20 protein-coding genes and 1 pseudogene are annotated in these 25,148 nt (G+C 43.1%); 14 read left to right on the top strand and 7 right to left on the bottom strand.

Translation table 11 applies throughout. The features are described 5' to 3' along the window. Positions 1-79 precede the first annotated feature (79 nt). The 7 genes from yhfZ (at position 80) to L4C54_RS16055 (ending at position 6,590) form a co-directional block, all read left to right on the top strand. Positions 80-976 carry a GntR family transcriptional regulator YhfZ gene (gene yhfZ, locus L4C54_RS16085; RefSeq protein WP_428808962.1) on the top strand — a complete coding sequence of 299 codons (897 nt, stop codon included), beginning with the start codon at positions 80-82 and terminating at the stop codon, positions 974-976. 50 nt (positions 977-1,026) lie between these two features. Further along, the gene (locus L4C54_RS16080) at positions 1,027-1,398 is read left to right on the top strand and encodes a hypothetical protein (protein ID WP_428808961.1); all 372 of its coding nucleotides are present in this window, start codon (positions 1,027-1,029) and stop codon (positions 1,396-1,398) included. Positions 1,399-1,408: 10 nt separating this feature from the next. Continuing rightward, a complete protein-coding gene (locus L4C54_RS16075; RefSeq protein WP_428808960.1) occupies positions 1,409-2,284 on the top strand; it encodes a phosphotriesterase family protein in 876 nt (291 codons plus the stop codon). 33 nt (positions 2,285-2,317) lie between these two features. Further along, positions 2,318-2,677 (top strand): DUF2620 domain-containing protein, encoded by a 360-nt coding sequence (locus tag L4C54_RS16070; RefSeq protein WP_428808959.1) that lies wholly within the window; start codon positions 2,318-2,320, stop codon positions 2,675-2,677. A gap of 9 nt (positions 2,678-2,686) precedes the next feature. Continuing rightward, positions 2,687-3,988, top strand: a complete 1,302-nt coding sequence (locus L4C54_RS16065; protein ID WP_428808958.1) for a YhfT family protein — start codon at positions 2,687-2,689, stop codon at positions 3,986-3,988. Between the two features lie 156 nt (positions 3,989-4,144). Then, positions 4,145-5,311 (top strand): YhfX family PLP-dependent enzyme, encoded by a 1,167-nt coding sequence (locus L4C54_RS16060; protein ID WP_428808957.1) that lies wholly within the window; start codon positions 4,145-4,147, stop codon positions 5,309-5,311. Then, positions 5,304-6,590: a phosphopentomutase gene (locus L4C54_RS16055; RefSeq protein WP_428808956.1), complete on the top strand. Its 1,287-nt coding sequence runs from the start codon at positions 5,304-5,306 to the stop codon at positions 6,588-6,590. The genes L4C54_RS16060 and L4C54_RS16055 overlap by 8 nt, the downstream gene beginning before the upstream one ends. 115 nt (positions 6,591-6,705) lie before the next feature. On the opposite strand, the gene fecE is transcribed toward L4C54_RS16055, so the two are convergent. The 4 genes from fecE to L4C54_RS16035 are packed head-to-tail and all read right to left on the bottom strand — an operon-like array spanning position 6,706 to position 10,329. Next, positions 6,706-7,470 carry a Fe(3+) dicitrate ABC transporter ATP-binding protein FecE gene (fecE, locus tag L4C54_RS16050; RefSeq protein ID WP_428808955.1) on the bottom strand — a complete coding sequence of 255 codons (765 nt, stop codon included), beginning with the start codon at positions 7,468-7,470 and terminating at the stop codon, positions 6,706-6,708. Then, positions 7,470-8,441 carry an iron chelate uptake ABC transporter family permease subunit gene (locus L4C54_RS16045; protein ID WP_428808954.1) on the bottom strand — a complete coding sequence of 324 codons (972 nt, stop codon included), beginning with the start codon at positions 8,439-8,441 and terminating at the stop codon, positions 7,470-7,472. Before L4C54_RS16045 ends, fecE begins: the two co-directional genes overlap by 1 nt. Continuing rightward, a complete protein-coding gene (locus tag L4C54_RS16040) occupies positions 8,438-9,427 on the bottom strand; it encodes a FecCD family ABC transporter permease (protein WP_428808953.1) in 990 nt (329 codons plus the stop codon). The genes L4C54_RS16045 and L4C54_RS16040 overlap by 4 nt, the downstream gene beginning before the upstream one ends. A 2-nt stretch (positions 9,428-9,429) precedes the next feature. Further along, on the bottom strand, positions 9,430-10,329 hold the full coding sequence (locus L4C54_RS16035; RefSeq protein WP_428808952.1) for a Fe(3+) dicitrate ABC transporter substrate-binding protein: 900 nt from the start codon (positions 10,327-10,329) through the stop codon (positions 9,430-9,432). A 463-nt stretch (positions 10,330-10,792) separates the two neighbouring features. Here L4C54_RS16035 and L4C54_RS16030 point away from each other — a divergent pair, with 463 nt between their 5' ends. The 7 genes and pseudogenes from L4C54_RS16030 to L4C54_RS16000 form a co-directional block, all read left to right on the top strand. Further along, positions 10,793-12,427 carry a pyridoxal-dependent decarboxylase gene (locus L4C54_RS16030; protein WP_428808951.1) on the top strand — a complete coding sequence of 545 codons (1,635 nt, stop codon included), beginning with the start codon at positions 10,793-10,795 and terminating at the stop codon, positions 12,425-12,427. An 11-nt stretch (positions 12,428-12,438) separates the two neighbouring features. Continuing rightward, positions 12,439-13,527, top strand: a complete 1,089-nt coding sequence (locus L4C54_RS16025; protein ID WP_428808950.1) for a nitrilase-related carbon-nitrogen hydrolase — start codon at positions 12,439-12,441, stop codon at positions 13,525-13,527. Positions 13,528-13,592: 65 nt separating this feature from the next. After that, positions 13,593-14,729 (top strand): TMAO reductase system periplasmic protein TorT, encoded by a 1,137-nt coding sequence (torT, locus tag L4C54_RS16020; protein WP_428808949.1) that lies wholly within the window; start codon positions 13,593-13,595, stop codon positions 14,727-14,729. A 176-nt stretch (positions 14,730-14,905) separates the two neighbouring features. Beyond that, positions 14,906-16,846 carry a HAMP domain-containing methyl-accepting chemotaxis protein gene (locus L4C54_RS16015; RefSeq protein ID WP_428808948.1) on the top strand — a complete coding sequence of 647 codons (1,941 nt, stop codon included), beginning with the start codon at positions 14,906-14,908 and terminating at the stop codon, positions 16,844-16,846. A 376-nt stretch (positions 16,847-17,222) separates the two neighbouring features. Further along, complete coding sequence (locus L4C54_RS16010) at positions 17,223-18,851, top strand: hypothetical protein (protein ID WP_428808947.1); 1,629 nt, start codon at positions 17,223-17,225, stop codon at positions 18,849-18,851. 710 nt (positions 18,852-19,561) lie between these two features. Continuing rightward, positions 19,562-21,064: a hypothetical protein gene (locus L4C54_RS16005; protein WP_428808946.1), complete on the top strand. Its 1,503-nt coding sequence runs from the start codon at positions 19,562-19,564 to the stop codon at positions 21,062-21,064. A 236-nt stretch (positions 21,065-21,300) separates the two neighbouring features. Then, a pseudogene (locus L4C54_RS16000) lies at positions 21,301-21,474 on the top strand (molybdopterin dinucleotide binding domain-containing protein); the annotation flags it as partial. A 129-nt stretch (positions 21,475-21,603) separates the two neighbouring features. Here the strand turns inward: L4C54_RS16000 and L4C54_RS15995 are convergent. The 3 genes from L4C54_RS15995 to L4C54_RS15985 form a co-directional block, all read right to left on the bottom strand. Continuing rightward, on the bottom strand, positions 21,604-22,821 hold the full coding sequence (locus L4C54_RS15995; protein WP_428808945.1) for a serine hydrolase domain-containing protein: 1,218 nt from the start codon (positions 22,819-22,821) through the stop codon (positions 21,604-21,606). A 121-nt stretch (positions 22,822-22,942) separates the two neighbouring features. Then, complete coding sequence (locus tag L4C54_RS15990) at positions 22,943-23,905, bottom strand: helix-turn-helix domain-containing protein (protein ID WP_428808944.1); 963 nt, start codon at positions 23,903-23,905, stop codon at positions 22,943-22,945. 259 nt (positions 23,906-24,164) lie between these two features. After that, positions 24,165-25,052 (bottom strand): patatin-like phospholipase family protein, encoded by an 888-nt coding sequence (locus tag L4C54_RS15985; RefSeq protein ID WP_428808943.1) that lies wholly within the window; start codon positions 25,050-25,052, stop codon positions 24,165-24,167. Positions 25,053-25,148: the final 96 nt, after the last annotated feature.

Genomic DNA, 25,148 nt, shown 5'->3' with positions numbered 1-25,148 from the left:
CACACTTCTATCTTCGCGTACTTTCTATTGATTCAATAAATGATTAACTTATCTTCAAAATAATGAAGATAAGTTAATCATGACTGTAAAATACATCAGTAAAGAAGGCTCAGCGATTATGAATATCGCTCAATATTTGATGACAACCGCAGAAGGTGATCGTCTAAGAACGATTGACCTGCTCTCTGAAGAGTTTTCAGTTTCTGTTGGCTTTATTCAAAAAGCACTCACAACCATCGAGCAACGTGGAGCTGTGGTACTTTCAAAACAGGGTCGAAACGGAACGTTTATCTCTCAACTTGATTATCGTGAGTTGGTTTCTTGTGCCGGGCTAAACAATGTCGTTTGTGCTATGCCACTACCTTACACGCGCCACTACGAAGGTTTGGCAAGCGGATTGAAAGATCAAATCGGTGACTTACCGTTGTATTTTGCGCATATGCGTGGGGCGAGCGTTCGCGCTGAGTGTTTAAGAAATGGCACTTATGACATTGCTATTATGTCCAAATTAGCCGCTAGAGAGCTTGCTGGTGGCCTTGTCACTGCGATTGATTTGGGCGCACATTCATACTCGCATGAACATAGACTCATTTTTAAAAAAGGCTGTTATGACAGCATTTGCCGTGTCGGCGTAGATCCTGATTCACCAGACCAAAAGATTCTCACAAGTGAAGCGTTTGCTAATAAAGAGATTGAAATTGTTGAAATACATTATGGTGAAAGTTTAACTCACTTAACCAATGGCGATATTGACGCAGTCGTATGGTTACCGGAAGCGATTGACATGGATAAATACGGCCTTGATGAACTGTCTTTGAGCCATACACCATCATGTAAAGATGCGTCAGAGGCCGTCATGCTCGTTAATGGTACGTCGTCGAGCATAACGATTTTACTAAGAAAGCTGCTGAACACCGGGCAGTTGCGAAGCCATCAACAATCTGTGGTCAGTGGCAGTATTACCCCGAGCTATTAAGTGCAGATAAATAATTACTGTCTATTAAGTAACGAAACTTAGGAATTAACATGGAACAACGATTTTCATTATTGCTGCAAGCAAACGCTATCAGTCAGCAAGCACATGATAACTGCTTACGAACTATCACTTTAATAGACAGTGAACTCGGTTTGCCACATGACAATGAGCAGTACCAAATGGCAGTCACGCATTTGTCTCGAGCCGCCGATCGTCTTTGGCAAGGAGAACCGATAGAGGAAGGGCTTGATGCTGATATTCTTGATGAAATCCATCAAGATCCAGATGTAAAAGTAATCATGGGTCTTCACGAAAAGATACTAGATTCGATGGCTTTAAGTAATGTCTGCTCTAAAGAAGAAGGCTTTCTAATCGCCAATGTTTACGCGTTATATCAGCTTAGTAAATCCATAGAAGCGTAGGAGCTCCTCCATGATAGACAGCACAGGTTACACATATTGCCACGAACATTTGCATATTGATTTGTCTCCTCAAAAAGGTGATATCGATTGCCGATTGGATCAGTACCAACTGCTTTGTGATGAAATGAAAACGCTTCAAGAACGTGGTGTCCGTAATATTGTAGAAGTCACCAATTCTTTTATGGGGAGAAATCCTCATTTTATTGAAAATTTAATAAATGACACAGGGATTAACGTCTTACTTTCTACTGGATTTTACATTGAAGGCTTCTTCCCAGAATTCTTGTACAAGATGAGTGTCGAAGAGATAGCCAAAGGGATGATTGATGAGATAGTCGATGGTATCGACGGCTCTTCCCTTAAAGCTAGCGTCATTGGAGAGATAGGAAGCAGCGAAAATGGTTTCACAGATACCGAGAAAAAGGTCTTTCGTGCTGCGGCGATCGCACACCTAGAAACAGGAAAACCTATTTCAACACACCAATCAATGAGCACTATGGGCAAGGCACAAATTGAATTACTTCAAAGCTGCAATGTTCCAATGAACAAAGTCACCATTGGTCACTGCGATCTACGAGATAACTTGGATGATATCGTCTGGATGCTCGATCAAGGCTGCTATGTGCAATTCGACACGATTGGCAAAAATAGTTACTACCCCGATACACACCGAGCAGAATCGCTGCGGACTTTGTGTGAACGAGGATATGCCGAGCAAATCATGCTTTCAATGGACATCACCCGTCGTTCTCATCTGAAGGCGAATGGCGGCCTTGGCTTTAGTTACCTAATTGATGAATTCCTTCCCTTGCTAAAACAGCGTGGGATTACTGACCACCAAATCAGCACCATGTTACAAGCTAACCCTACACGCTTATTTGGATAAAGAGCGACATGCTCATAAATAAAAGGACATAACATGAAAAAAATCGCTATTGCAGGTTTGCAACGAGAGCAAATTCGAGACCAGATAGAAGCCTGTGTGCCTGACACTTTCGAATGTCATATTCTGACGGATATGGATGCAGCGATGAAAGTGAAGGCTGGAGAAATGGACTATTTCATTGGGTGTTGTAATACCGGTGCAGGTGGCGCATTGGCCATGGCTATTGCCATTATTGGTTTCAATCAAAGTTGCACTATCGCTAAACCAGCTATCAAAGCGAAGGAAGAGCAAGTGGTCGACTTTATCGAGAAAGGCTACGTTGCATTTGGCCTTTCTGTCGAACATATCGAGCATGCTGTACCCATGCTTACCCGCTTACTCGCTGAAAAGTAGGAACCAATTATGGATATAATGCACATTGGACTCGTTGCCACATTATGCGCAATGACCGCGTTAATCGCGAATATGAGCGCCGCGGTTTTTCATGATGGAATTCGACCGATATTGCCTCAATTAGTTGAAGGTAACATGACTCGACGTGACGCTGGCTCAGTCGCTTTTGGTCTGTCGATAGGTTTCGTCGCGTCCGTTGGTATTTCGTTTACGTTATCAACAGGGCTACTCAACCCTTGGCTATTGTTCTTACCCACTGATATTCTTGGTGTTATGATCGGCAGTCGCTTTTTAGCCGCCGCGGCTGGTGGGTTATGGGGAGTGCTTGTTGTCACCTCACTTGCTGGTGTTAATGCAGTGCTTACCGGACTACCTGTCGACGCTCTCGGCGCATTGGGTGAATTAGGTACGCCGGTCATGTCAGCTTTCGCTCTGTTTCCTCTATTGGCTATCTTTTACCAGTTTGGTTGGAGAGCAGGGGCTATTGCGGCCGTTGTTATCTTAATGTCTCGCCTAATGATCATTAAGTTCACTGGTATTTACCCTGAGTCAATTCAGATCTTTGTCGGTATGTTAATGCTGGTTTTGTTTGCCATTCGTAAAGATTTATCTGACCGTAAAAAAGGCATTGAAGTACCTAATATGTCTGGGCTACATGGGCTCTTTGATGAGCGGACCAAACGAATCGTAAAGAACTTGCCTTTTTTAGCCGTTACAGGGGCATTAATAGCGGCTGTATCTAACATCGGGATTTTTGCCGGGTCAGAGGTTTCAATCTACTCACTTGCAGAGGCATACAATATTACAGAACCTGAAGCGCACGATGCTGCCATCAAGCAAGTTGCGTTATCTGAGTTCATGCGTGGCCTTGGTTTCATTCCGCTTATTGCAACAACGGCACTAGCAACCGGTGTATATGGTGTTGTCGGAATGACGTTTGTTTTCGTTGTTGGCTATCTATCACCAAACATGCCAGTCGCGGCTTTACTTGGGGCCATAACGATTTGTGGCGAAGTTTTCCTATTGCGTAGTATTGGCCGTTTCTTGGAGCAATTTCCGTCAATCAGAAATGCATCTGACAATATTCGAAATTCCATGAATACTTTAATGGAGTTTGCTTTATTAATTGGTGGTGTGCTGGCGGTAATGAAAATGGGGGCAACAACGGGATTCACTATTTTCGCTATCTTGTTCTTCTTAAATGAAGTACTTGGCCGACCAATATTGAAAATCGCTGCACCAGCCGTCGCTGCCATTTTAACAGGTGTTATTCTTAACGTTCTTCATGTATTAGGTCTGTTCGCTTTGTAATTAATATCAAAATTACCCAGTTATCTTATTAAGGAAAAGGTATTGAGCTGATCATCAGCTTTATATAACAACCCAGCTTTTATTATTAACTCGTTATTAAGCAAGTACATCAGAAATGATGTGCCGGATTAGCTCATGCCTAAAAAAGGGGAGAATATGTTTTTAGATGCGTTAGAACAGCAAAATCCCAATTTAATTAATGCCACACTTGCACTATTTAAACAGGGAAAGTTGCAACCGGATACCACCGTTATTGACGTAGACCAAGTGATTGACAATGCAAAGTTGATGAAACGTATTGCTGATGACAATGGAATACAATTGTATGCCATGACCAAGCAGATTGGTCGTAATCCAGAAATTGCTAAGCGACTTGTCGCAGAGTGCGGCTATAAAGGTCTTGTGTGTGTTGATTTTAAAGAAGCGCGCACCTTAGCTTCTCATGGTTTACCGATAGCTAACGTTGGGCATTTAGTTCAGCCACCAAGTAATATGATTAAGTCTTTGGTGTCGGATGTAAAACCCCAGGTCATGACTGTTTACAGCCTTGAGAAAGCACAACAGATTTCAAACGCTGCTGTAGAGGCCGGTAGAAAACAGGGGCTATTGCTTAAGTTTTACCACAGTAGAGATAAGCTTTACGTCAATCAGGAAGCTGGATTTGCATTGTCCTCGGTGGAAGAGGTCGTGAGTGCAATACAGGCGATGCCGGGTGTTTATATTGAAGGGGTCACCCACTTCCCATGTTTTTTGTACGATTCGGTTAAAGAAGAAACACAACCAACACCAAACCTAGTGACTTTGTTAGAAGCCAAAAGAGCACTAAATGCATTAGGGATTCCTTGCGCTCAAGTTAACGCGCCTTCCTCTACTAGCTCAGAGACAATTCCAATGTTGGCTGAGTTTGGATGTACGCATGGAGAGCCGGGACATTCGCTTACTGGTACAACTCCAGCCAACGCGGTTAATCCCCAAAAAGAGCATATTTCGATGCTCTATCTCAGTGAAATATCGCATCATTACGAAGAGGACAGTTACTGTTTTGGTGGTGGTTATTATCGCCGAGGATTACTCGAAAATGCCAACATCTATCAGAATAATGAGTATCAACGTGTTCCGATATTTAATGATGAAACGGACAGCATTGATTACCACCTTCGCATTCCTGGGCACCACTCAATTGGTGAGCCAGTCATTATGGCTTACCGAACTCAAGTCTTTGTGACGCGTAGTGATGTCGCGTTGATAGAAGGAGTATCTACAGGCAATCCGACGCTTCTTGGCATTTATGACGCATTAGGTAATGAGGTGCAAAATGGCTAGATTTATTGTGGTTGTCTTGGATGGTTTCGGAGTGGGTGAAATGCCCGATGTCGTTGATGTAAGGCCGCAAGATTGTGGGTCTGATACGGCAGGAAAGCTGCTCTCTCACTTTCCTCTTAAGCGTTTACCTGTTTTGGAAACGCTTGGGCTGCAAAATGTTGTAGCGAATAAATCCTCTGTTATGACAGTTAATCTTTCAGCTAATACTGGGCGATCCAACCTAGCCCATGAAGGAGGGGATACCTTTATGGGGCATCAAGAAATAATGGGCACGTTTCCAAAACCGCCACTCACTCAGCCCTTTCAGGTCGCATTGCCTGAGGTTGAAGCTGAATTAATAAAACACGGATACAGCGTCTGCCGTCATACTCAACAAGGGTTATCACTCTTAGTTGTGAATGAAGGGGTCATTATTGGTGATAATCTAGAAGCCGATTTAGGCCAAGTTTATAACCTGACCTGCAATTTCAATGTTATTTCTTTTGAAATATTGTTAGATATTGCTGCGGTTGTACGAGCTTCTAACCCTGTCAGTCGAAATATCGCCTTTGGTGGAAATATTCAGGTAGAGCGCGGTGCCAGCAATATAAACTTAGATACAGACAACATGGTCGCAATGAGTAGCATTTATAATGCCATTGAAGTCAAAAATAATGCAGAAGGGAAAGCTACTTATATCGGTGTTAACTCTCCTGAAACAGGAGCATACGAAAATGGGTTTCAAGTCGCGCATTTGGGTTATGGCGTTAATGCCAAGACTCAAGCCCCCTGGCTATTGCGTGGTAGCAATATAAAGACGTGGCTGTATGGAAAAGTTGCAGATATCGTAGAGAATACCTATGGCGAGTCGTATACGTCAATTGTGGATACTGACGAAGTATTCCGCCTGTTAAACCACGATCTATCTGTAGAAAAAACAGGGTTCTTTTGTGCTAACGTTCAAGAGACGGATTTAGCAGGTCATCAGCAAGATCCTAAACAGTATTGGCGAACTCTAGAAAAGGCGGATCGAGGTCTTGGTGAAGTTATTGAACAGATGACCGAGCAGGATATATTGATTGTAATGGCCGATCACGGTAATGACCCTTTCATTGGTCATGCCAAACATACCCGAGAACAAGTTCCTTTACTTGCCTATAAAAAAGGAAAACAGGCTTTAGATTTAGGTGTGCGAACAACCATGTCTGATGTAGGGGCAACGGTATGTGCTTTCTTTGATTCAGATCTACCAGAGAATGGAACGGTGATAATTCAACTATTAGATGAAGAGACTGGTTAAGATTGCGATGTTCGATTTGGGACGTTTATGTATCTATAGTGTGGGGCGATTTGGATAGCTATGTATAAAATAGCGGTGTATCAAATAGCCCCTTCTGTATTTACGGCAAATAAACTTATCGTGCAATACACATTGGTGAACCCGCTATCGGATCTTGAACAACCTTAGCATCAAGGCTAAATACACTTTCCAATAGCTGCTCGGTAAAGACTTGTTCTGGCGAGCCTTGAGCGACTAACTGCCCCTGATTTAAGACCACCAAATGATCACAATAACGACAGGCTTGATTTAAGTCATGTAAAACAACAATCACGGTTTTACCTTGTCGGTTCATATCACGCATTAATTTCATCAGTTCAATTTGATGGGAAAGGTCGAGATACGTTGTTGGCTCATCTAGCATCACCACTTCTGTATCTTGAGCTAAGATCATCGCAATCCAAGCTCGTTGACGCTGACCACCTGAGAGTGATTCTATCTTTTGCTCCGCGAGTGAAAATACCCCCGTTTCGCGCATCGCTTGGTCGACTTTTTCTTTATCGTTGTTGGTAAGCCTTCCCCAGTGAGATATATAAGGAGAGCGGCCATATTCAACTAACTTACGCACCGTTACACCTTCTGGACTAACGACCACTTGGGGTAGCATCGACAATCGCTGAGCGAGTAATTTATCTTTAATAGCCGATAGCGATTGGCCTTGAATCAAGATATTTCCGGCTGATATACGATTGATTCTCGACAGTGCTTTTAGCAAAGTCGATTTACCGCAACCATTAGGGCCAATTAGGGCTGTAATTTTGCCTTCTGGGATATTGAGCGATAAATTTTCAATGATGGTTTTATCACCATAGGCGACCGAAAGTTGCTGAGTCGTGATCATTACCAACCCTTATAACGTTGCAGTAAAAAAATAAAATAGGGTGCACCAATCAGCGAGGTAAGCACACCAGCGGGCAATTCAATGGGTGGCTGAATGCCTCGGGCAAGTACATCTGAAGCAAGCACCAATAGCGAACCGATAATGGCAGCGCCGGGCAGCAATAACTTATGATTATGGCCAAAGAGCATTCGAGAAAGATGCGGTGCTAGCAGGCCAACAAAACTGATGGTGCCGCACACAGAGACACTCACGCTGGCCAATATTACCGCACAGCCCAGCGCAAGAAGCTGAATTTTATTTGGAGAAACGCCAAGCGATGCAGCGGTTTCTTCACCAAGGCCCATAATATCAAGCCGCCAAGCGAGCCAGTAAGAGAGCGGAACTAGTAGCGCTAGTGTCCACCAAATGAAAGGCACTTGCTCCCAATTTCGTCCCCATAAACTGCCTGTTAACCAGATCATGGCGGTGTTGATCTCAATGGGGTTAACAATCATTAGAAAATCGATACCACTGCCTAAAAAAGCACTGATGGCAATACCAATAAGCGCAAGCCTAGCAGGGGTCGGATTAGAAAGGTAAGCGAGTGCTAAAATCATGAGTGCTGCCGCAACGCCGCCAGTTAGGGCGGATATAGGCAACCAAATTAAAGGGGCACTTGGCCAATAGACCAACAGCGCGGTCGCTGCTAACCCTGCACCAGCACTAATGCCCATGAGATCAGGTGATGCAAGCGGGTTACGAATGATCCCCTGTACTAGAGCCCCGGAAAGACCCAGCCCAGCGCCAACACCAATCGCCAGAATAAATCGAGGTAGCCGATATTGATTAATGATGAAGTCTTGTTCGCTCATTGACGTCAGCGCACTAAACACCTCATAGATGGAGAGATCCACTGCGCCGACAAAGAGGCTCGAAAACCCTATCAGAAAAGTAACTAGAGCCAAGGCAGACAACGTTTTGTACTGACTCATAAGCGGCTCCGAACAGCTAATAGAATAAAGCAAGGGGTGCCAATTAACGCGGTGATCACGCCCACTGAAGTCTCTGATGGAAATGCGATGCCTCGCGATAATCCGTCGGCCCAGACTAAAAGCAAGGCACCACAAAGCGCGCTTGCTGGAATCAATACTAGGGTATTGTTACCCACTAATTGACGAGCTACGTGCGGCACAATAAGCCCAACAAAGCCAATCGGTCCTGCTACGGAAACGCTCACACCAGTCAGAAGAACTATGGCAATGCAGGCTGCAATACGGGTTAAGCCTACGTTAAGCCCCAGCCCAGTAGCCACGTCATCTCCTAACGCCAATAGATTTAAGTTTCGGCTGATTAAGATGGCCAATACTAATCCAACAGCACTGGCGGGCCAGAGCTGATGCCACTGAGACCAATCGACATTCGACACCGTACCAGAGAGCCAATAGATCACGCTGTAAGCCTTATCATCAGCTAAGATCACCGAAGCTCGCGTTAGCCCAATGAGCAGTGCATTGACCGCAACACCAGCCAAGACAAGTTTAAGTGGGTGTGGCCGAGCAGAAAAGAATCCACCCAGTAGCATAACCAGCGCACCGCTCAGCACGCCCCCAGTGGTCGCCACCACCACACCAGGTAGTGTGTTGAGTGACAGTAAACCAACACTGGCCATTGCCATGCCACAAGCTGCCCCGGCATTAATGCCAAGAACAGAAGGTGAGGCGAGGGGGTTGCGTGTCATGCCTTGCATTAATACACCAGCCACTGCAAGGTTTGCACCAATCAACATGCTGGCGTAAACCCTTGGCGCGCGCAGAGTCGCGATAATTTGCTGCTCCATGCTTGAGGCATCAAAAGCAAATAAGTAACCCCAAAGGTGCTGCTTTGATAAGGTAAAACTAGACCAGCTGATCATGGAAAAGCAAAAGCCGGCAAACAAGATGCCGGCTATCGCAACAAAGTAGGAAGAAACTCTATTCATGATTAGTTTGTTAATATGCTCTCAAGATTTTGAGCAATCCCTTCCGCCGCCAACATGCCGCGATTCAATGACCACAGTTCAGGAGAGACCTTTACCGCTTGCTCTTTTTGGCTCACAGTCAACATTTTGTATAACGGGTTATTTTGCCAATCGTCGACCACAGTTTGCTCAGAGTATGGGCCAAGTAGTAGCCAATCAGGATTGGCTTTTAACAGCTGCTCAAAACTGGTTGGGAGATACGCTTTTTCGGTTTGATTTGGAATGGGGCTATTGAGGCCAAGCTCAGTGATGACACCACCTGCGTAAGAAGCAGGTCCATGCATCCACATTCCTTTCTCTGTGATGACTGCAAATTGAATAGTCTCTTGGTTGGCGAAGCGCTGCTTGTATGCCTCCATTGTGGCTTTATGCTGAGCAATACGAGCCTGCATCTGCTGCTCTTTATTAACCACAATGCCGACAATGGCAGCTGCTTCTAAATTCTCTTGATAGGTTTCACCACGGCTTTTGAGCAGCAAAGTTGGTGCAATACGATTCAGGTCTTCATACACAGCCGTATGTCGCTCTACATCTGCGATGATCAAATCAGGCTTAAGCTCTGCGATCACTTCCAAGCTAGGCTGAGAGCGTACACCCACAGAAGTCCAAGGCTTGATCACCTCACGTACAGCAGGGATCACGCGTTCTATTTTCTTGTCATCAGCAATGCCGACTGGGGAGATATTCACTGCCGCTAACGCATCAACAAACGAATATTCCAACACTACAATTCTTTCCGGTGTACCCGAGATTGAAAACGTACCGTGTTCATCGGTGACAGTACGCTGATCTGCAGTGGCAACCTGAGCGTAAAAAAGTACAGTGATAGAAAAAAGTGTTTTAAACAAGAGTCCTTTGTTCATAGCAAATATCCATGGAAAAGTAGTGGATTGAATACTATTTTATATTGTAATGATAATCAATATCATTTTTATTTATGGGTTGGGAAAGAGGTTTAATCATGAACGTTTTCCATTGCGCTGATTCTCTGCTGGTTGGCAAAAATCCGAGTTTATTGTAAATCGTTATATCGACTAGTCATCAAACTATCACTTAGTGAAATTAAAAAATTCACATCATATTCTGGAATATATGCCTATTGGTGCTATTAATTAAGTTGCATGCATTTGATGATGAGTGTTGTAACTAGTATCTATAAAGATGGGCTTCATCCCTGCAAGCACAAAGAAACCGATTATCTAAAAATCACTTATCGACATCGACCTTCCTAAAATGGCTTATATAGGAATGGTTATTTGAGGTTTTTGTTAAAAATTCTAATTTTTCAATAAATTACGGACATAAAATTATTATAAGGAACGTTTAATGGCTAAGGATAATGCAATGCTCCCTTTGTATGGGCGCAGCGAGTTTAAACAAGGTGTGCCAAAACTGAGGATACCTAAAGAACCAATGGCTCCAGAATCGGCTTATAGAATGATAAAAGACTCCCTGAATCTTGATGGAAGTCCTGCACTGAATCTCGCGACCTATGTCAACACTTGGATGGATGACTACGCAGAGAAGCTTATTCACGAAAACCTAGATAAAAACTTCATCGACCATGAGGAGTATCCACAAAGCTCCTTAATTGAAAAGCGACTCGTTCGAATGATGGGCGATATGCTTGGAACCGAGTTTGCCCCGGAAGATACTGACCCAGATACAGGTAAGGGCTTTTACGGTTCGGTAACGGTTGGCTCTTCCGAAGCGATAATGTTAGCGCTGATTGCACACCGTAAACATTGGCAAAACTGTAATAAAGGCATTAAAGATGAAGATGGAAAAATAGCTACACAAGGTAATAAAAACCGTCATCCGTTGGATCGCCCATTTTTACTGATGAGTACTCACGTACACAGTTGTTGGGATAAATATTGTCGTTATTACGATGTCGGTGCTTTATACGTTTCAATGGGGGCAGATAAATACACCTTGACGGGTGGCGATGTCGCTGAGGTTCTCAATTGTCCGATAGAAGACAGCCCCTATAGAAAGGATATCATCAATCTTTGTGAGTACCCTGATGAGTACCTTCCAACCTTAGATAAGAGAACGGTAGGTGAGCTTGTGATGGCGGTTGGCTCTATTGCGGGATCGACATTTACTGGTAATGGTGACGATACTGCAGGAATAGATAAAGTGGTAGACGATTATTGCAACCGTTTCTCACACGAGACTAAAGTTGATATCCCAATTCATATTGACGGTGCAAGCGGCGCCTTTATGCTTCCGTTTACGAACAAACGCGCTGAAAAGAAGATGCGAAAAGAAGAAAGGGAGCATAAGAAAGAGGTAATCAATTTCCAGGGCACCAAACGGGTACGCTCGATTAACGTCTCTAACCATAAGTTTGGGATGGTATACCCTGGAATGGGGTCAGTGATATTTCGTAATAAAGATGTTGTTGATAAGGATCTTATCTATGACATTACTTACCTTGGTGGCAGTTTCGTCGATTACACGGTGAACTTCTCGAGAGGTTCGGGCGTCATTATCAGCCAATATTACAACTTCTTGAGCTGGGGGCGTCAAGGGTACCAAGCTGTATTGAATAACTGCATGGACAATACCGACCACCTCATTAAATGCATATCTGATAACCCAACTCTTAATAAAATTTTCACTCCTATTAGTGACAACCTTCACTACCCGATTGTGGTCTTTAAACGAGACGAGCGTAAGGGTGGGTATGCTTGGAACATGTCTGATTTCGCTGATGAAATGCGCGAGTATGGCTGGATCATCGCTTGCTATAAGCTGCCGACTACCGACCCAGAAAATGCCGATGGTTCCTATGTGTTTCGAATCGTAGTGCGACAGGTGATTACCTCAGAGCAAATTGAGTCTATGGCTACCCACATGACAATGGTTGTTGATGAGCTAGAAAAGCTTGATCGTAAATCGCTTCAGATCCTACGCATTCAAAAACGTACTGTTTATACAGCATCAAGAATCTAAGGAGGCATGGAATGGGAATCAAGAAAGATCAAATAAATTGCCATGGCAACATGTGTTCCAAAGGTGAAACCATCAAGGACTGTCGTTACCCAATGGTGAAAATGAGCCTAACTGGTACTGAGCCTCCTAGATCCGGTGAGGGGCTGCGTATTGCAGTCTATCAGGGAGAGGGGTTAGCGGGAGACCAAAAAGCCATTGATTACAACCTTAAGTGTTTAAAAGAGTGGGCGGAAAAAGCGGCCAGTTATCAGGCTCAGATATTGGTACTGCCAGAGCTTTTTCTTTGTGGCTATAACATTCTACCTGACGACATCGATAAGGTTGTTCGAACGGCCTCTCAAGTACAGGACCTTGTGGGTTCCATCGCGATGAAAAACGAGATCGCTATCGTTTGCCCTTATGCAGAGCTAGACCCTGACACGGGAGAGCATTTCGATACCATCTTGATGCTAGATAAAGGGGGAGAGATCCTTCGTAACTATCGTAAGTGTCACCTGTGGGGAGTGGAAGAAAAAGCGAACTGGAAATACCCCTATGTGGACGACCCTAAAAAGGCATACCGCCCTTTCAAGGTAAACGGAATTAATGTCGGTCTGATCAACTGTTATGAGGCTGAGTTCCCAGAGGTATACCGAGTTTACGCACTGAAAGGGACTCAGGTAGTAATTGCACCAACGGCTGCTGATGTGGGGACGGTTGATAAGGACGGTGTTTTTGCTAGCTCTTGGATCTATCCAGACATATCGAAAACGGCCATTCCGGTTAACGCCTACAGTAATAAAATGTTCACCGTATATTCTAACCATGCGATGCGCCAGTTCCGATCAGATGGCAGCTTGTCAGGTGTCTATTTAGGTAACAGTGCGATTGCAGACCCTTATGGTGAATTACTCGCTCACGCCAACAACATGCCCACACTTTTAATTGCTGATTGTGTTCCGGGTAACTACCTGCCAACCCACCCCTATGGTGAAAGTGATTACATCAAAGATCGTCGCCCAGAGCTCTATTCTGCTCTAACCAAAATGAAAGCAACACTACCTGATGGGAGTACTTATCATTACCCCAAAAACCCCAATAAACATTCTAATGATGATTAACAATAATTCACTGAATAATCAGTCAGATAACAAACGATCATTAGTCTCTATGCTAGGAGAGAAACATGTTAAATAGAAAACAATCACATAAAAGAATAGTAAATAGCACTCTGTGTGCTGCTATTACATTTGGCTTATTTACCACACAAAGTAGCGTTGCTGAGGAGGTTTCTGTAGGGAGCTATTATGGCAACTATGATGTAACTCAGAAAAGCCCGGGCCAGCAGTCCCTTAGCCTACGAGGACCCATCATGGAAACGTGGGCTCTACCTGCTGTTCCAGATAAGAAGCTTCGTATCGGTATCAGCATTCCACATGTTCAGGACTCTTACTGGCACGCCGTAAACTACGGGCTTACTAGTGAAGCTGAACGGCTTAATGTCGAATTTGTTGTAAAAGAGGCGGGCGGATATTCCTACTTAAATACTCAGCAGCAACAGCTCAATGAGCTAGTTGAACTGGGCGTTGATGGCATCATATTGGGTTCGATCAGCTATAGCGGAAATAATGAATTAGTTCAGCAAATCGATACTCAGGGTATTCCTGTTATTGAAGTGATTAATGATATTGAAGCACAGAGCATATCAGCAAAGTCGATAGTCAGTTTTTATGATATGGGCTACTTAGCTGGTGAGTATGTCGCTAATGACGCTGAAGAAGCAGGCAAAAATAAGGTAAACGTCGTATTCCTACCCGGGCCAAAAAACTCAGGCTGGGCTGATGATTCCTTCACGGGTTTCCAATCCGCAACGGATTTCTTTCCCGGAGAGTTAAATGTCGTGGCTGTTGAATGGGGTGATACTTCAGCTAAAGCGCAAGGTGATTTACTTGCCAATGCGTTAGCAGCCCACCCTGACGTAGATTACGTCATTGGGAATGCCGTTGCAGCAGAGCTTGCTCCAGCTATTATTTCCAAGTCAGGTCAAAAGTCTAAAGTGATCGGAACCTATATCACTCCAGCACTCTATAAGGGCATTACAAACGGTACAATTGCAGCGGCGCCAGCAGATATGACTGTTGATCAAGCTCGTATAGCCATGGGGATGATGATTCGCCTACTTAAAGATGAAAAGCCAGGTACAGACTTTCCATTTAGAGCCGGACCACTCATTCCAGTACTCAGCAAGTCGAATATCACTGATTACTCTTACGAGAAGCTTTTTGGTCCTAAAGACTACTCCGTTCGAATGGACAATCTATAACGGCATAGAGGCCCTTTATCTAAAGGGCCTTAGCTTCGTAAATAGAAAGCAATCATTATGTTTTCAGGTAGATACGTTTACGAGTAGCTATGGTTACGGGTAGCAAGAATACAAGTAGCTAAGGAATAGCGATAACGATTTCTACTTCAAGACTCTTCTACTTTAAGGAATAAAGTATGTCGGTTAGAAAATTAATAATAAGTGGGTTTGGATTACTGCTTGTAATAATCTCGGTGATTACTGTTAAGGGGTACTTATCCGTTGAAAATGCTTCCCTTGGTTTTGTTTCCTACCAAGAGCTGGCTGATGATGCTAACTATGCGTCCAATTTGCGTGCTCAGCTTTTGGAAGAGAGCTTGCTGGCCAACAAGTATATTATTTCTGGAGATAAAAAGGCGCTGACCATCTATCAGGAAGCGGCTAGTGAGCTAAAAGGCAAACTTGACACAACCAGCGGTGAAATCGAGGATCCTGAACGAATTTCAATCATGGCAGACGCTAGGGAGCTACATGATAGTTACATTGGTGCATTTTCTGAAATTGAAGCACTTCAAAAGAAGAGAGAATCAGAGGCTGCAACGCTGACTACGCTTGGTGAGGATCTTCGCAGCTCGCTAACTGGGCTTATTGATAATGCATTTAAAAGTAATAATATTTCGGCGATCTATTATGGGCAAAAGGCACTTTCACATGTTCAAGCAGGTCGATTAGGCATCGTTAAATTCTTAAGCACCCGTGACGAAGCGGCGGTAGAGTCAACTCGTCAGGAGTTTCAGGAGTTTGGAAAAGTCTTGCAGGTGCTGGTCGGTTTGGTGCGAGATCCTCAGCAACGTAAAGTGTTGGTACAAGCCCGAAAGGCAGCTCGCCAATATGTTGCAATGACTGAACAGCTTGTTAGTACGGTCCATAACTGGGATTCTGCCATTAATGGTTCAGTTAGTGAGATAAGCCCGCAATTAATGGCGAAAGCTGAAGCATTTAATAAGTCAGTACAGGATGAGCAGTCTAGCCTTGGTCCTATGTTAGCTAAAACCAATCAAGCGACTTCTTGGACGATTCTCTCGGTAGGATCAATTGGGCTAATCATCGGTGTTATCGCAGCGGTCATCATTACCAGAGCGATCATCAAGCCAATAACCGCTGTTATTACGCAGCTGTCTGACATAGCCGAAGGAGAAGGCGATTTAACCAAACAACTCCCCGTTAATGGGCAGGGAGAGCTTGCTCAACTGGCGACTAACTTTAACTTATTTGTCGGGAAAATCCGTAATACGGTTGAGGACTTAACGTCGGTCAACAGAGAGTTGGTGGGTTACTCTGAGAACATGGCGGCAATAAGTTTGCAAACGAGTGAAGGGGTGAATGGTCAGCAGGAAAATACCGAACAAGTTGGCCTCGCCATTAATGAGATGAGCATTACTATTCAAGAAGTTGCCCAAAATGCCAATTCCGCATCAACGGCGACAATGCAGGCAGAACAGCAGTCCAAGAGCAGTAAGGGGATTATTGGAAATACAATCAATCATATAAACACACTTGCGGATCAGATAAACAAATCAAGCCAAGCGGTACATAGCTTAGAAGCAGAGACAGAAACCATAGTATCCGTACTTGATGTGATTAAAGGGATCGCCGAGCAAACCAACCTTCTTGCTCTCAATGCGGCTATAGAAGCAGCGCGGGCTGGAGAGCAAGGGAGAGGTTTTGCGGTAGTCGCCGATGAGGTTCGAAGCTTGGCGTCACGCACTCAAGAATCTGCGGGTGAAATCGATAATATGATTGAAGGATTGCGTAAAGAAGTTCGTAATACCGTTGAAATGATGAACATGGCACAAGAACATGCTGCTTCTGGTGTTGTTCAAGCAGAAAAAGGCGGGGAAGCGATTGAAGAAGTCGCCAAAACGATCTCTCAAATTACCGATATGAACAATCTCATTGCATCAGCAACAGAACAACAAGGCGCGGCTGCGAGTGAAATCAATTCAAGTATTAGTAGTATCAGTGGAATTGGTCAAGAGACATCACAAGGCGCGAATGAAACGGCCAGACTGTGTGAGTCGACTCAGCAAAAGGCCGCTCATATCAGCGAAATATTAAAACAATTTAAGGTGGCATAAGTTGTCTTACGTTTTATGAGCATGGGCAGCTCTCTTCAATCGGCTAGTACTGGGTGAAGAGGGCTGTGGCTGAAATTATGTGGTTCCAATTTAATTACATTTCTAGTTTACCTGAAGAGAAATGGGGCTGTGGATTTTTACCTGCCGATGTCAGGTGTGGACATTAAATTTAAAGCCAATAAACAATGGCGAAAATGGAAGTGTTTAGGCAGTGTGAGCGGTATTGCAAAGAATACACTGTTAAAGGAATTATTTTGGCTACCGCCAAGATATAAGGTCTACCGGAGACCATTGCAGGAAAGCTAGATCGCGTAATCCCACTGAGTGTTTCGGCTCTTTATTCATGTTTATATATTAATAAGAAAGGACTGAAGTTATGAATATAAAATGTTTATCGATTATGGCGTTATCTACTTTTCTGATCGCTTGTGGTGGTGGGGGAGATGGTGACTCTTCTTCAGGAAGCAGTGGCAGTAGTACAGACACCTATACTTACACCGCCATTGATGGATTGCTTGGCGATGCTGAGGTCTGGGTCGATAGAAACGGTAACTTACAAGCCGATGATGGTGAATATGCTGGCCTGACAGATGCAAACGGTGAAATTCAAATCACGGAAGCGGATGCTGTCTATGACATCATTGTTAAAGTCATCTCTGGGCAGACGACAGACACGGATGTCGGGGGGGTCGTAAACTACAATAAAGAAATGATTGCCGTTAAAGGCCAACGAACCATCACGCCTTTTTCGACCTTAGCTAAACTTCAAGGCATTTCTCTCAGTGATCTTGCGGCCATTTTGAACTTATCCGAGGTGGATATCGCGGGAAATTACGTGGCGAACGACGCGGCACTTGCGCATGCGATTGCTCGCTCTCTCCAACATCAGCTAGGTGAAACACTCAGTCAGTCTGGTGCAGATGTTGTGGCTCTACAAGAAAAAGCAGGTCGATTTGCCAATCATTTGGCTTCGTTTGACCCTTCAAACCTTCGCAATGTCGTTATCGAAATTGATGGTGATGGTAACTTGGTCGATAGCACGATATCCATCATCCGGGGAAAGTCTTATGTTGTCCCGGCCTTGGAACTGGCTTGGGAACAAACTAATTTTTCAGGCTTAACCTACGCAGGCTCTTTTCACCCTTGCTACACACGCAAGTGGGGGAATGTAATCATTGTTTCTGATTGTGCCAGTACGAAATTAATTTTACTGGACATGAAAGATGGGACCATCGTTGCCGAATCAGATACATTAAACGGCGAAACATGGTTTGTGGATGGTCTATATATTGGGCTCTTGGCAAACAGCACACTTCGTTATCTTAATCGTAACCTTGAACCTATTACCCCTAATTCAGAGAACCTTAAATACAATACAGGAAGTGTTATCGCGTTGGGTCGTCGTGGCGTGATAAAAAATCAAGTAACGTTTGCCGAAGTGCCGTACTACAGCTATCGAAATCAAATTGCACTCGATAATGAAGTGCAATTTTACGACGAATCCGCAAGTCGTATAAGAACATTCGAATATATAGGTGAACTTCATTCTACCGTTATTGTTTCTGTAGACACCGTTAAGCAAGCTATCTATGACATTGCTCCTCAGTTTGGTGCTGGCGGGGTCAGTCTCGATGACTATCATGTGGAATACATTTATGGCGAAGCGTTCGTTATAAGGTTGGACACGTCAGGGTCTGATGGTTATGTCAGTAATGATTATCACTTTATGTACACTGAACATGGCATGGGATATCTGGGACAAATGTATCAAGGCCATTGGTACTTTGGTTTGGATAGAACAAGTGTTAGTTACTATTCAACATACAAAGGGGCCGGAAATGAAAATCATATCATTCGACAATTTGATTTAGTCGAGGGGCAATCGCTAGGTGTGTGGACAAAAACGATGGCTCAATTCCCACCCAATTTATACGGACAAGAGCACACGACTCAAGGCATTATTGCCGTATCAGATTCATATTCAACAGTGTTATTGTTAAAGTGACAATCAATTAACCTGCTCCATTTAAAAGCCAGCTAATGAAATGTAGTTGGCTTTAAATAACGCAAGCATTACCACCAAGTAAAGAGACTGGTATTCGAATATAAATGTTTACAGCCTAAATTAAAGCCGTAAATCAGTTTGAAAACAGTGGCGGTTTACCGCTCTAATTATCTAAGTCTAATGTGGGAACCAACCATTTTGAACTTAATGGCATAAATGCTTCCAATTGGCAAGAAAACTCAGCTAAATAGCAAAACTTCGTGGTCTCGAAGAGGGAGTAATTTTAATTCTTCCCCCAAAAATTGGAAAGATGGAAATGTTGCGTATCGCTCATAACTTAGATGCTGCTAGATAAGGTGAAGAAACAATTTCACATGAAAAGCTCTTGGAATACTAGATTTCAAAGTGCAATGCTTTAGGAACAACGAATAAGGCTAGTTTGTTGAAATCAGCAAGCTGGCTTTTTTATCAAATCTAATTATATGAATTTTTATAATGTCACATTAATTGCTGGAATAAATTTACCTTTAGAATCCTCTCGTTACACCTTGCCTAAATCCTATTCAAACAGTTGTATGGCTTTACAGTTTTTCATTGTTATTTGAAGCAGCTTCATATTTTTAATGTTAGTGTGCATCAACTTTGGTCTTTGTAACTAATTGATTAATATCGATTTGTTGTGATGTTGTAAATATATAAAAAGAGAGCTTATGGATATTAGAAAAGCATTGATGTCACTTTCGGTCTTACTCCTTGTTGCAGGGTGCAGCGACAGTGATAGCGTTGGTAATAATGGTGGCAATAACGCAAATGTGAAAATTAAAACCCAAAATGCCGCCGCGTTCGCGATGACAGATAGTTCTACTGGTGAACTTCAAGTGCTTGATTCAAGTGTTATGTACACCTCTTCATCATGTTTAGATTTTGTGCGTGCTATTGAAGAAGGTCATATTAATGTACCAAATGCGCTTGCTCCTGTGTTTGAATTTCCAAATGACGTAGGGAACATCGATTGCACTGTTAATTCTGTCGTTGCCACCCCTGATAATTTATACCTTCAGGGTGATTTCTTGAACTTCTCACTTGCACCAGAAATTGGTGAGGATGAATTAGACCCTGAAGATGTAGCTCCGGTAAACATGAGCTGCAACATCCTTAAAATTCCAATGTATGATTCAGGTCGCCAAGGTGAAGTCGCAGAGTGCCTATCGGAAAGGATTGTTGGAGATTTCGAATGGCGTCATAACAGTGCTATTGCCCTAGACAGAAATACAGACACATTATACTTTACGGAATATGCCGGAGATGCGTCACAAGGGGATGCAACACTATATTCGCACAACGAGAACTATGGCTTAGTCGAAGTTTTAGCTAATATCGAGTTTTCAAATGTCGGCAATCGACACGAGGTTATCCTATCCGAAGATGGTCAAACAGCGCTAGTGAAGCATGGTGGTTTGACATATATCAACCTTGTTACTGGAAGCTACGAATCATTTGGTTATGATTGGAATGGTTGCTACATTCCTGACCACATGGAATATGGTTGTAATGATTGGGAAGGGGATACAATCAGTAGTCGAGTTGATGCACAGCACTTTGGTGATACCGTAGTAACGGGGCTATTTAAGGACGGTGGCTCTAATTTGGTTTTCGATTTAAGTAACGGCACATACGGTGAACTGAAGTTACCTCATCCTTTAAGAATTCGATACGGAGATAACAGACCACCACTTGTATATGGTGATCGCGTCAATGGCAGAATCTTCTCACAGGGTGTCCATTGCCTTGCTGACCCTTCAGTTTCGTGTCTAAGTGAGTTAGATGTAGACACTCTTGAGTTTAATAGAACAGGTCATGAGGGTGGTGCTTTTTCTGAGGTACAGAGTGATGGGAATATCTACTTCTATTTCCATGCTTGTGGCGATACTACTTGTGGTCAATCTGGCTCAGGTCAATTTGGTATCCCTCTTCATGTATGGGATGTGGGTAGCGATTACGTTGACCATCGTGATCTGACAAGTAAGTTAGTGACCGACTTCCCTGACATGATTCAAAGTCAAGTTATTGGCTCTTGGGTGGGCGGGGCAGTTCTTTTACTCACCGATCCGCTTGGTAAGACAGAAACGGTGTATATGAACCACCGAAATGATTATGAGCTGTACGAAGGCGAGAGTGCAACTGGCCTTGTTAATTATTATCAAATTCATTAGCACCACAATTTTTAGCTAATAAAAACCGTATTTATTGCGGTTTTTTATTCTCTGAAATATGACTTAATTCTGGGGTAATATTCACTTAATTTACATTTCAATGCTGAGTAACCGCTAGTCTGTAATATTGGCTCCCTTTACTGCATTAGCAATTTAACTGATTTACGATGTCATTAATATTCATTCTTTTATGCTTTAACATAAGTATTCATATTGAGTGTAGGGGAGATAACTTCCGAGGTGTGGTGTTTATTCCCTTCCATTTTGTTAAATCGCCAGGGAATAAGTTAACGTCAATAGCAACTGACCCACACGCGAAGATCCCTGAGTTCAAAGTTGGGGCAGTGAAGGTTGAAGCGCTTGTGCCTGGTGACGTAGATTGTGAGTGTTATGACGTAGTGTCTATTTAATCACGCTTTTTACAAACGATAAAAGCTGAAAAACCCAGTTTACTGAAATGAGTAAACTGGGTTTCTTTATTATACAACCTGTATTCAACTTACATCCTTTAAGATACAAGTGAAGATTGATGGTACAGGTTATTGAGCTTTCATAAACTGACGAATATAAGTAGCAGGGTGGTCATTTTCACCACGGTTACTAAACCATACTGCCGTCATGTTCTTGTCTGGAGAGATGTAGATACCTTGGCCTTCCATACCTGACTTAAACATATCACCATCTTCCCAAATCGCATCAAATTGATAACTTGCACCTAACGGCTGTTCACCAATCATGTTGACAAAGTGATTCCCCATTTCTTCATTGCCAAGGTAAACACCTTTAGTGAATGAAGTGCGTATGGTTTTGACTACGTTTTCTGAGATTAAGCGTTCTTTTGCAGTAGCTGGCCAGCTGTCAGTGAACAGCATTGCGTAGCGTGCCATATCTTCTGTATTGCTGCTGTAAATACCGTGAACAATTTCGAAACCGTCTGGTGTTAGGCTCATAATACCGTCTGAGCTCATCCCCGCTTTTGACCAGATACGTTGTTCGAACACTTTTGATAATGTTTTATTTTCAACACGGGCGATTAGCATGCCTAAAATTTGGGTGTTAGCTGAACTGTACTCGAAGGCTTTCCCTGCTTCAGACTGTTTTTTTGGTCGAAGTAAAGTGTCTAAATAGTCAGGGATATGACCTGTTTCAGCCATAAATATTTGAGCTATCGAAGTGTTTGGGTTTGAGCGTGCTTCAGCGTTTTCACGAACGTCCATGCCTGATTGCATGTTCAGCACATCGATTACTTTGACATCTTTCCAATCAGAATCTGCAAGCTCTGGTAAATACGTAATTAATGTGTTTGATACATCAATTTTACCTTCTTCTTCGAGCAAGGCGATAAGTAGGCCTGCAATAGTTTTAGCATTACTCATCCATACGTGCTGTTCGTTATATGGCATATTAAAATGCTCAAAAACTACTTTTCCATTTTTGGTGATCATTAGTGAATCTATGGCTGGTTTGTCACCAAGAAGTAAGTCACCGAGAGCTCTATCTGCGTAGTTTGTATTGTAAACAGTATTTGGGTTGAGAAGGTCTCGCTTTAAAGGGATTGAGCTAGCACTATCTGCTCTAATGCGGGACGCAGGGATGACTTGTTCCATATTACGCCAGTACCAAGAAGCCTGTTCTCCCGGTGCCATGAAACTCATTAATGAGAAGTTTTTACGATACTTTTGGCGAAGCTCGTTAGTCACGTTTTTTTCGTTGATGCTCGGTTCAAGAGTGTCGTCTAACATACTGTGTTTCAACATTATCTGGGTGCCTTTTATTGATTTAATAATTGGCTGTTATGTTAGTGATTGCACGGTATCTTGCCCCTATCATTTTACGACAAACCAAAGGATTCGTGGGATCAATATTGAAGTGTTTATATTAGTTCTCTGCGGCTAACAGTTGTGATGGGCTCAGACCGCAATGTTTTTTGATTGCACGTGTGAAATTGGCCGGCTCGTTGTAATTAAGAAGCACCGCCACGTCAGTGACTTTTGACCCTCTCTTAAGTTGATTAATCGCAAAATCAAATTTTAGTGTGTTAACAAACTGTCGAAAGCTATGGCCTTGAGAAGAAAATAGTCGTTGAATAGTTCGCTCTGATACACCAAACAGTTGAGCAATAAAGTCGATACTGAACTCTTCATGTCGCCAAAAACTTTGCGTGATCTGTTTTACTCTGAATAGGCTACACGGTATTTCTGTGGGTAGGTTTAATGAATCTATGTCGGCAGAATGAGCCATTTTAATAGGGACGTAACTTTCAGAGGAGCCACTAATTACTTTGTTCTGCGTTGTATGCGATACAATTGGTTTCGGTGGTTCTATTTGAGAGGATAAAGCTAAATACTCAGGACGCCACTCAGAGCCAAGAAAACGTCTGATTACGCTGATCACCCTTAATACGGTTAAGTATTGTAGTGAGGCTGACCCTCGAAGTGATGGTGCTAATCCATGGCCAAAATATAGTCTCATTTCTCCTTTTGTATATTGAGCGCGCATTTTGTAATGGCTGCCTTGAAGATGAAAAAGCTTGCTAGATGCTGTTAGGCAACTCAAAAGATCATCACTTGATGACATGAGCTGGCGCAGGTAAGGATGCACATCACTGAAATCTAAATCATGGTTGTGTATATCAACTATGTTTTCCGCTCCGACCTTTTGCATTGTTGCATCGACGATCATGCCCAGTGCGTGAGATGGAATAAACCCTGAGGTCTTGTTTAGGTTTCTAAAATCGCTCTTAAACTGCCAGAGTAACTGATTACCATCTCCGCCCCATTCGTTCATGTAGTTCACAAATGGTGCAGCGCTTTGCGTTGAGGAAAGAGGCATTGAGTTCATAGGGAATACCTCTTATAGCATACTCGATTGCTTCAAAGAGCAATGAAGGTAGAGTGACAAATAATGTACTGGATTATAAGAGAGCCTGAATGATTTATATACGCGTAATCAGGGCTTATGTTTTTTGTTTATTTAATTTCATTTTTAGAATAAAAAATGAAAAGGTTTTGGCTTGTTTAGTCTCCATATAAGCTCAATTTTTAAATATTTATAGGAATCACTCACCGGGTTTATACCTTCAATCGTTGATTCATAGTCACTACCAACAAAAATGGCAGTTCTCTTCATCCAGTCCATGGACACCTTTTTGGCTTGCAAGGTGTGCTTTACCTGCCTCAATCCCCATCTCATAGCCTGAATTCAGCGTTTTCTGGTTCATTGTCAGGCGTCGAATGGCGAACTCTTCTGGGGGGGCGATCACGCGGATCTTTACATCACTCGGCGGATTGCGAATAAACTCTAACGATCGATTGTAGTTGTTTGAACGCTGTAGCATAGCGTTGGCAATACTTGGGTATTTCGATAATAACTTCTTCATCATCCATGGGTATTTTACAGGACTCATTTGGTAGCTCAAAGGGTGTGACAGGATCACTGTGATTTCTTTTGCTCCACGGCGATAAGCCTCTTGAACGGGAATAGAGTCAGATACACCACCATCGGTATAGCAGCGCCCTGAAAAGCAGGGTGTTTCTTTATACGCGACAGGCAGAGCAGTTGTAGCTTCGACAACTGGACCTAAATTACTTGGCTGAACGTGATAATAATCGGCATCGCCTGTGTCGATATTGGTCACTGCTGCGTAGAGCGGAATTGAAGAAAAAAGCTGTTCCCAATCTAGTGGGTAGTCTTTATTTGATTGCTCCCACAACCAACGAACATCGACTAGGTTTCCTCCTTTTGCAAAACGAAGCGGGCTATAAAATCTTTTGTCTGTAGCGAGCTTGGTGATGACATTTAGACTTCGTTTAGGTGAATGGCCAAGATATCCAATGAGGTTCGTTGCACCAGCGGAAACACCTATCGCAAAATCATAAGGTAAAAATTGATTCTTCATGAAGGAATCAAGTACGCCGCTAGCAAAAATGCCACGCATGGCACCGCCTTCAACAATAAGGGCTTTTAACGGTTTGGAAGAAGTTGTCATAGGGGCACATAGGGTCGATAAAGTTTGTGCACAGGATAGTATTGCGACAGGTGTTTGAATAATGGATTAGGTGTATTACTTTAATAGGCAGAACCT

Origin of the sequence: Vibrio lamellibrachiae (genome assembly GCF_050337265.1) — a bacterium.
GTDB lineage: Bacteria > Pseudomonadota > Gammaproteobacteria > Enterobacterales > Vibrionaceae > Vibrio > Vibrio kyushuensis.
Note: the sequence above shows the minus strand (reverse complement) of the source record. Positions and strands in the feature narration are given on the sequence as shown.

What these genes read in the sequence shown, in the direction of transcription:
- yhfZ (WP_428808962.1), top strand. Translation starts at nt 80, where the DNA reads ATGACTGTAAAATACATCAGTAAAGAAGGCTCAGCGATTATGAATATC.
- L4C54_RS16015 (WP_428808948.1), top strand. Translation starts at nt 14,906, where the DNA reads ATGTCGGTTAGAAAATTAATAATAAGTGGGTTTGGATTACTGCTTGTA.
- L4C54_RS16040 (WP_428808953.1), bottom strand. Translation starts at nt 9,427, where the DNA reads ATGAATAGAGTTTCTTCCTACTTTGTTGCGATAGCCGGCATCTTGTTT.
- L4C54_RS16010 (WP_428808947.1), top strand. Translation starts at nt 17,223, where the DNA reads ATGAATATAAAATGTTTATCGATTATGGCGTTATCTACTTTTCTGATC.
- L4C54_RS16045 (WP_428808954.1), bottom strand. Translation starts at nt 8,441, where the DNA reads ATGAGTCAGTACAAAACGTTGTCTGCCTTGGCTCTAGTTACTTTTCTG.
- L4C54_RS16080 (WP_428808961.1), top strand. Translation starts at nt 1,027, where the DNA reads ATGGAACAACGATTTTCATTATTGCTGCAAGCAAACGCTATCAGTCAG.
- L4C54_RS16035 (WP_428808952.1), bottom strand. Translation starts at nt 10,329, where the DNA reads ATGAACAAAGGACTCTTGTTTAAAACACTTTTTTCTATCACTGTACTT.
- L4C54_RS15990 (WP_428808944.1), bottom strand. Translation starts at nt 23,905, where the DNA reads ATGAACTCAATGCCTCTTTCCTCAACGCAAAGCGCTGCACCATTTGTG.
- L4C54_RS16075 (WP_428808960.1), top strand. Translation starts at nt 1,409, where the DNA reads ATGATAGACAGCACAGGTTACACATATTGCCACGAACATTTGCATATT.
- torT (WP_428808949.1), top strand. Translation starts at nt 13,593, where the DNA reads ATGTTAAATAGAAAACAATCACATAAAAGAATAGTAAATAGCACTCTG.
- L4C54_RS15995 (WP_428808945.1), bottom strand. Translation starts at nt 22,821, where the DNA reads ATGTTGAAACACAGTATGTTAGACGACACTCTTGAACCGAGCATCAAC.
- L4C54_RS16030 (WP_428808951.1), top strand. Translation starts at nt 10,793, where the DNA reads ATGGCTAAGGATAATGCAATGCTCCCTTTGTATGGGCGCAGCGAGTTT.
- fecE (WP_428808955.1), bottom strand. Translation starts at nt 7,470, where the DNA reads ATGATCACGACTCAGCAACTTTCGGTCGCCTATGGTGATAAAACCATC.
- L4C54_RS16070 (WP_428808959.1), top strand. Translation starts at nt 2,318, where the DNA reads ATGAAAAAAATCGCTATTGCAGGTTTGCAACGAGAGCAAATTCGAGAC.
- L4C54_RS16065 (WP_428808958.1), top strand. Translation starts at nt 2,687, where the DNA reads ATGGATATAATGCACATTGGACTCGTTGCCACATTATGCGCAATGACC.
- L4C54_RS15985 (WP_428808943.1), bottom strand. Translation starts at nt 25,052, where the DNA reads ATGACAACTTCTTCCAAACCGTTAAAAGCCCTTATTGTTGAAGGCGGT.
- L4C54_RS16060 (WP_428808957.1), top strand. Translation starts at nt 4,145, where the DNA reads ATGTTTTTAGATGCGTTAGAACAGCAAAATCCCAATTTAATTAATGCC.
- L4C54_RS16025 (WP_428808950.1), top strand. Translation starts at nt 12,439, where the DNA reads ATGGGAATCAAGAAAGATCAAATAAATTGCCATGGCAACATGTGTTCC.
- L4C54_RS16055 (WP_428808956.1), top strand. Translation starts at nt 5,304, where the DNA reads ATGGCTAGATTTATTGTGGTTGTCTTGGATGGTTTCGGAGTGGGTGAA.
- L4C54_RS16005 (WP_428808946.1), top strand. Translation starts at nt 19,562, where the DNA reads ATGGATATTAGAAAAGCATTGATGTCACTTTCGGTCTTACTCCTTGTT.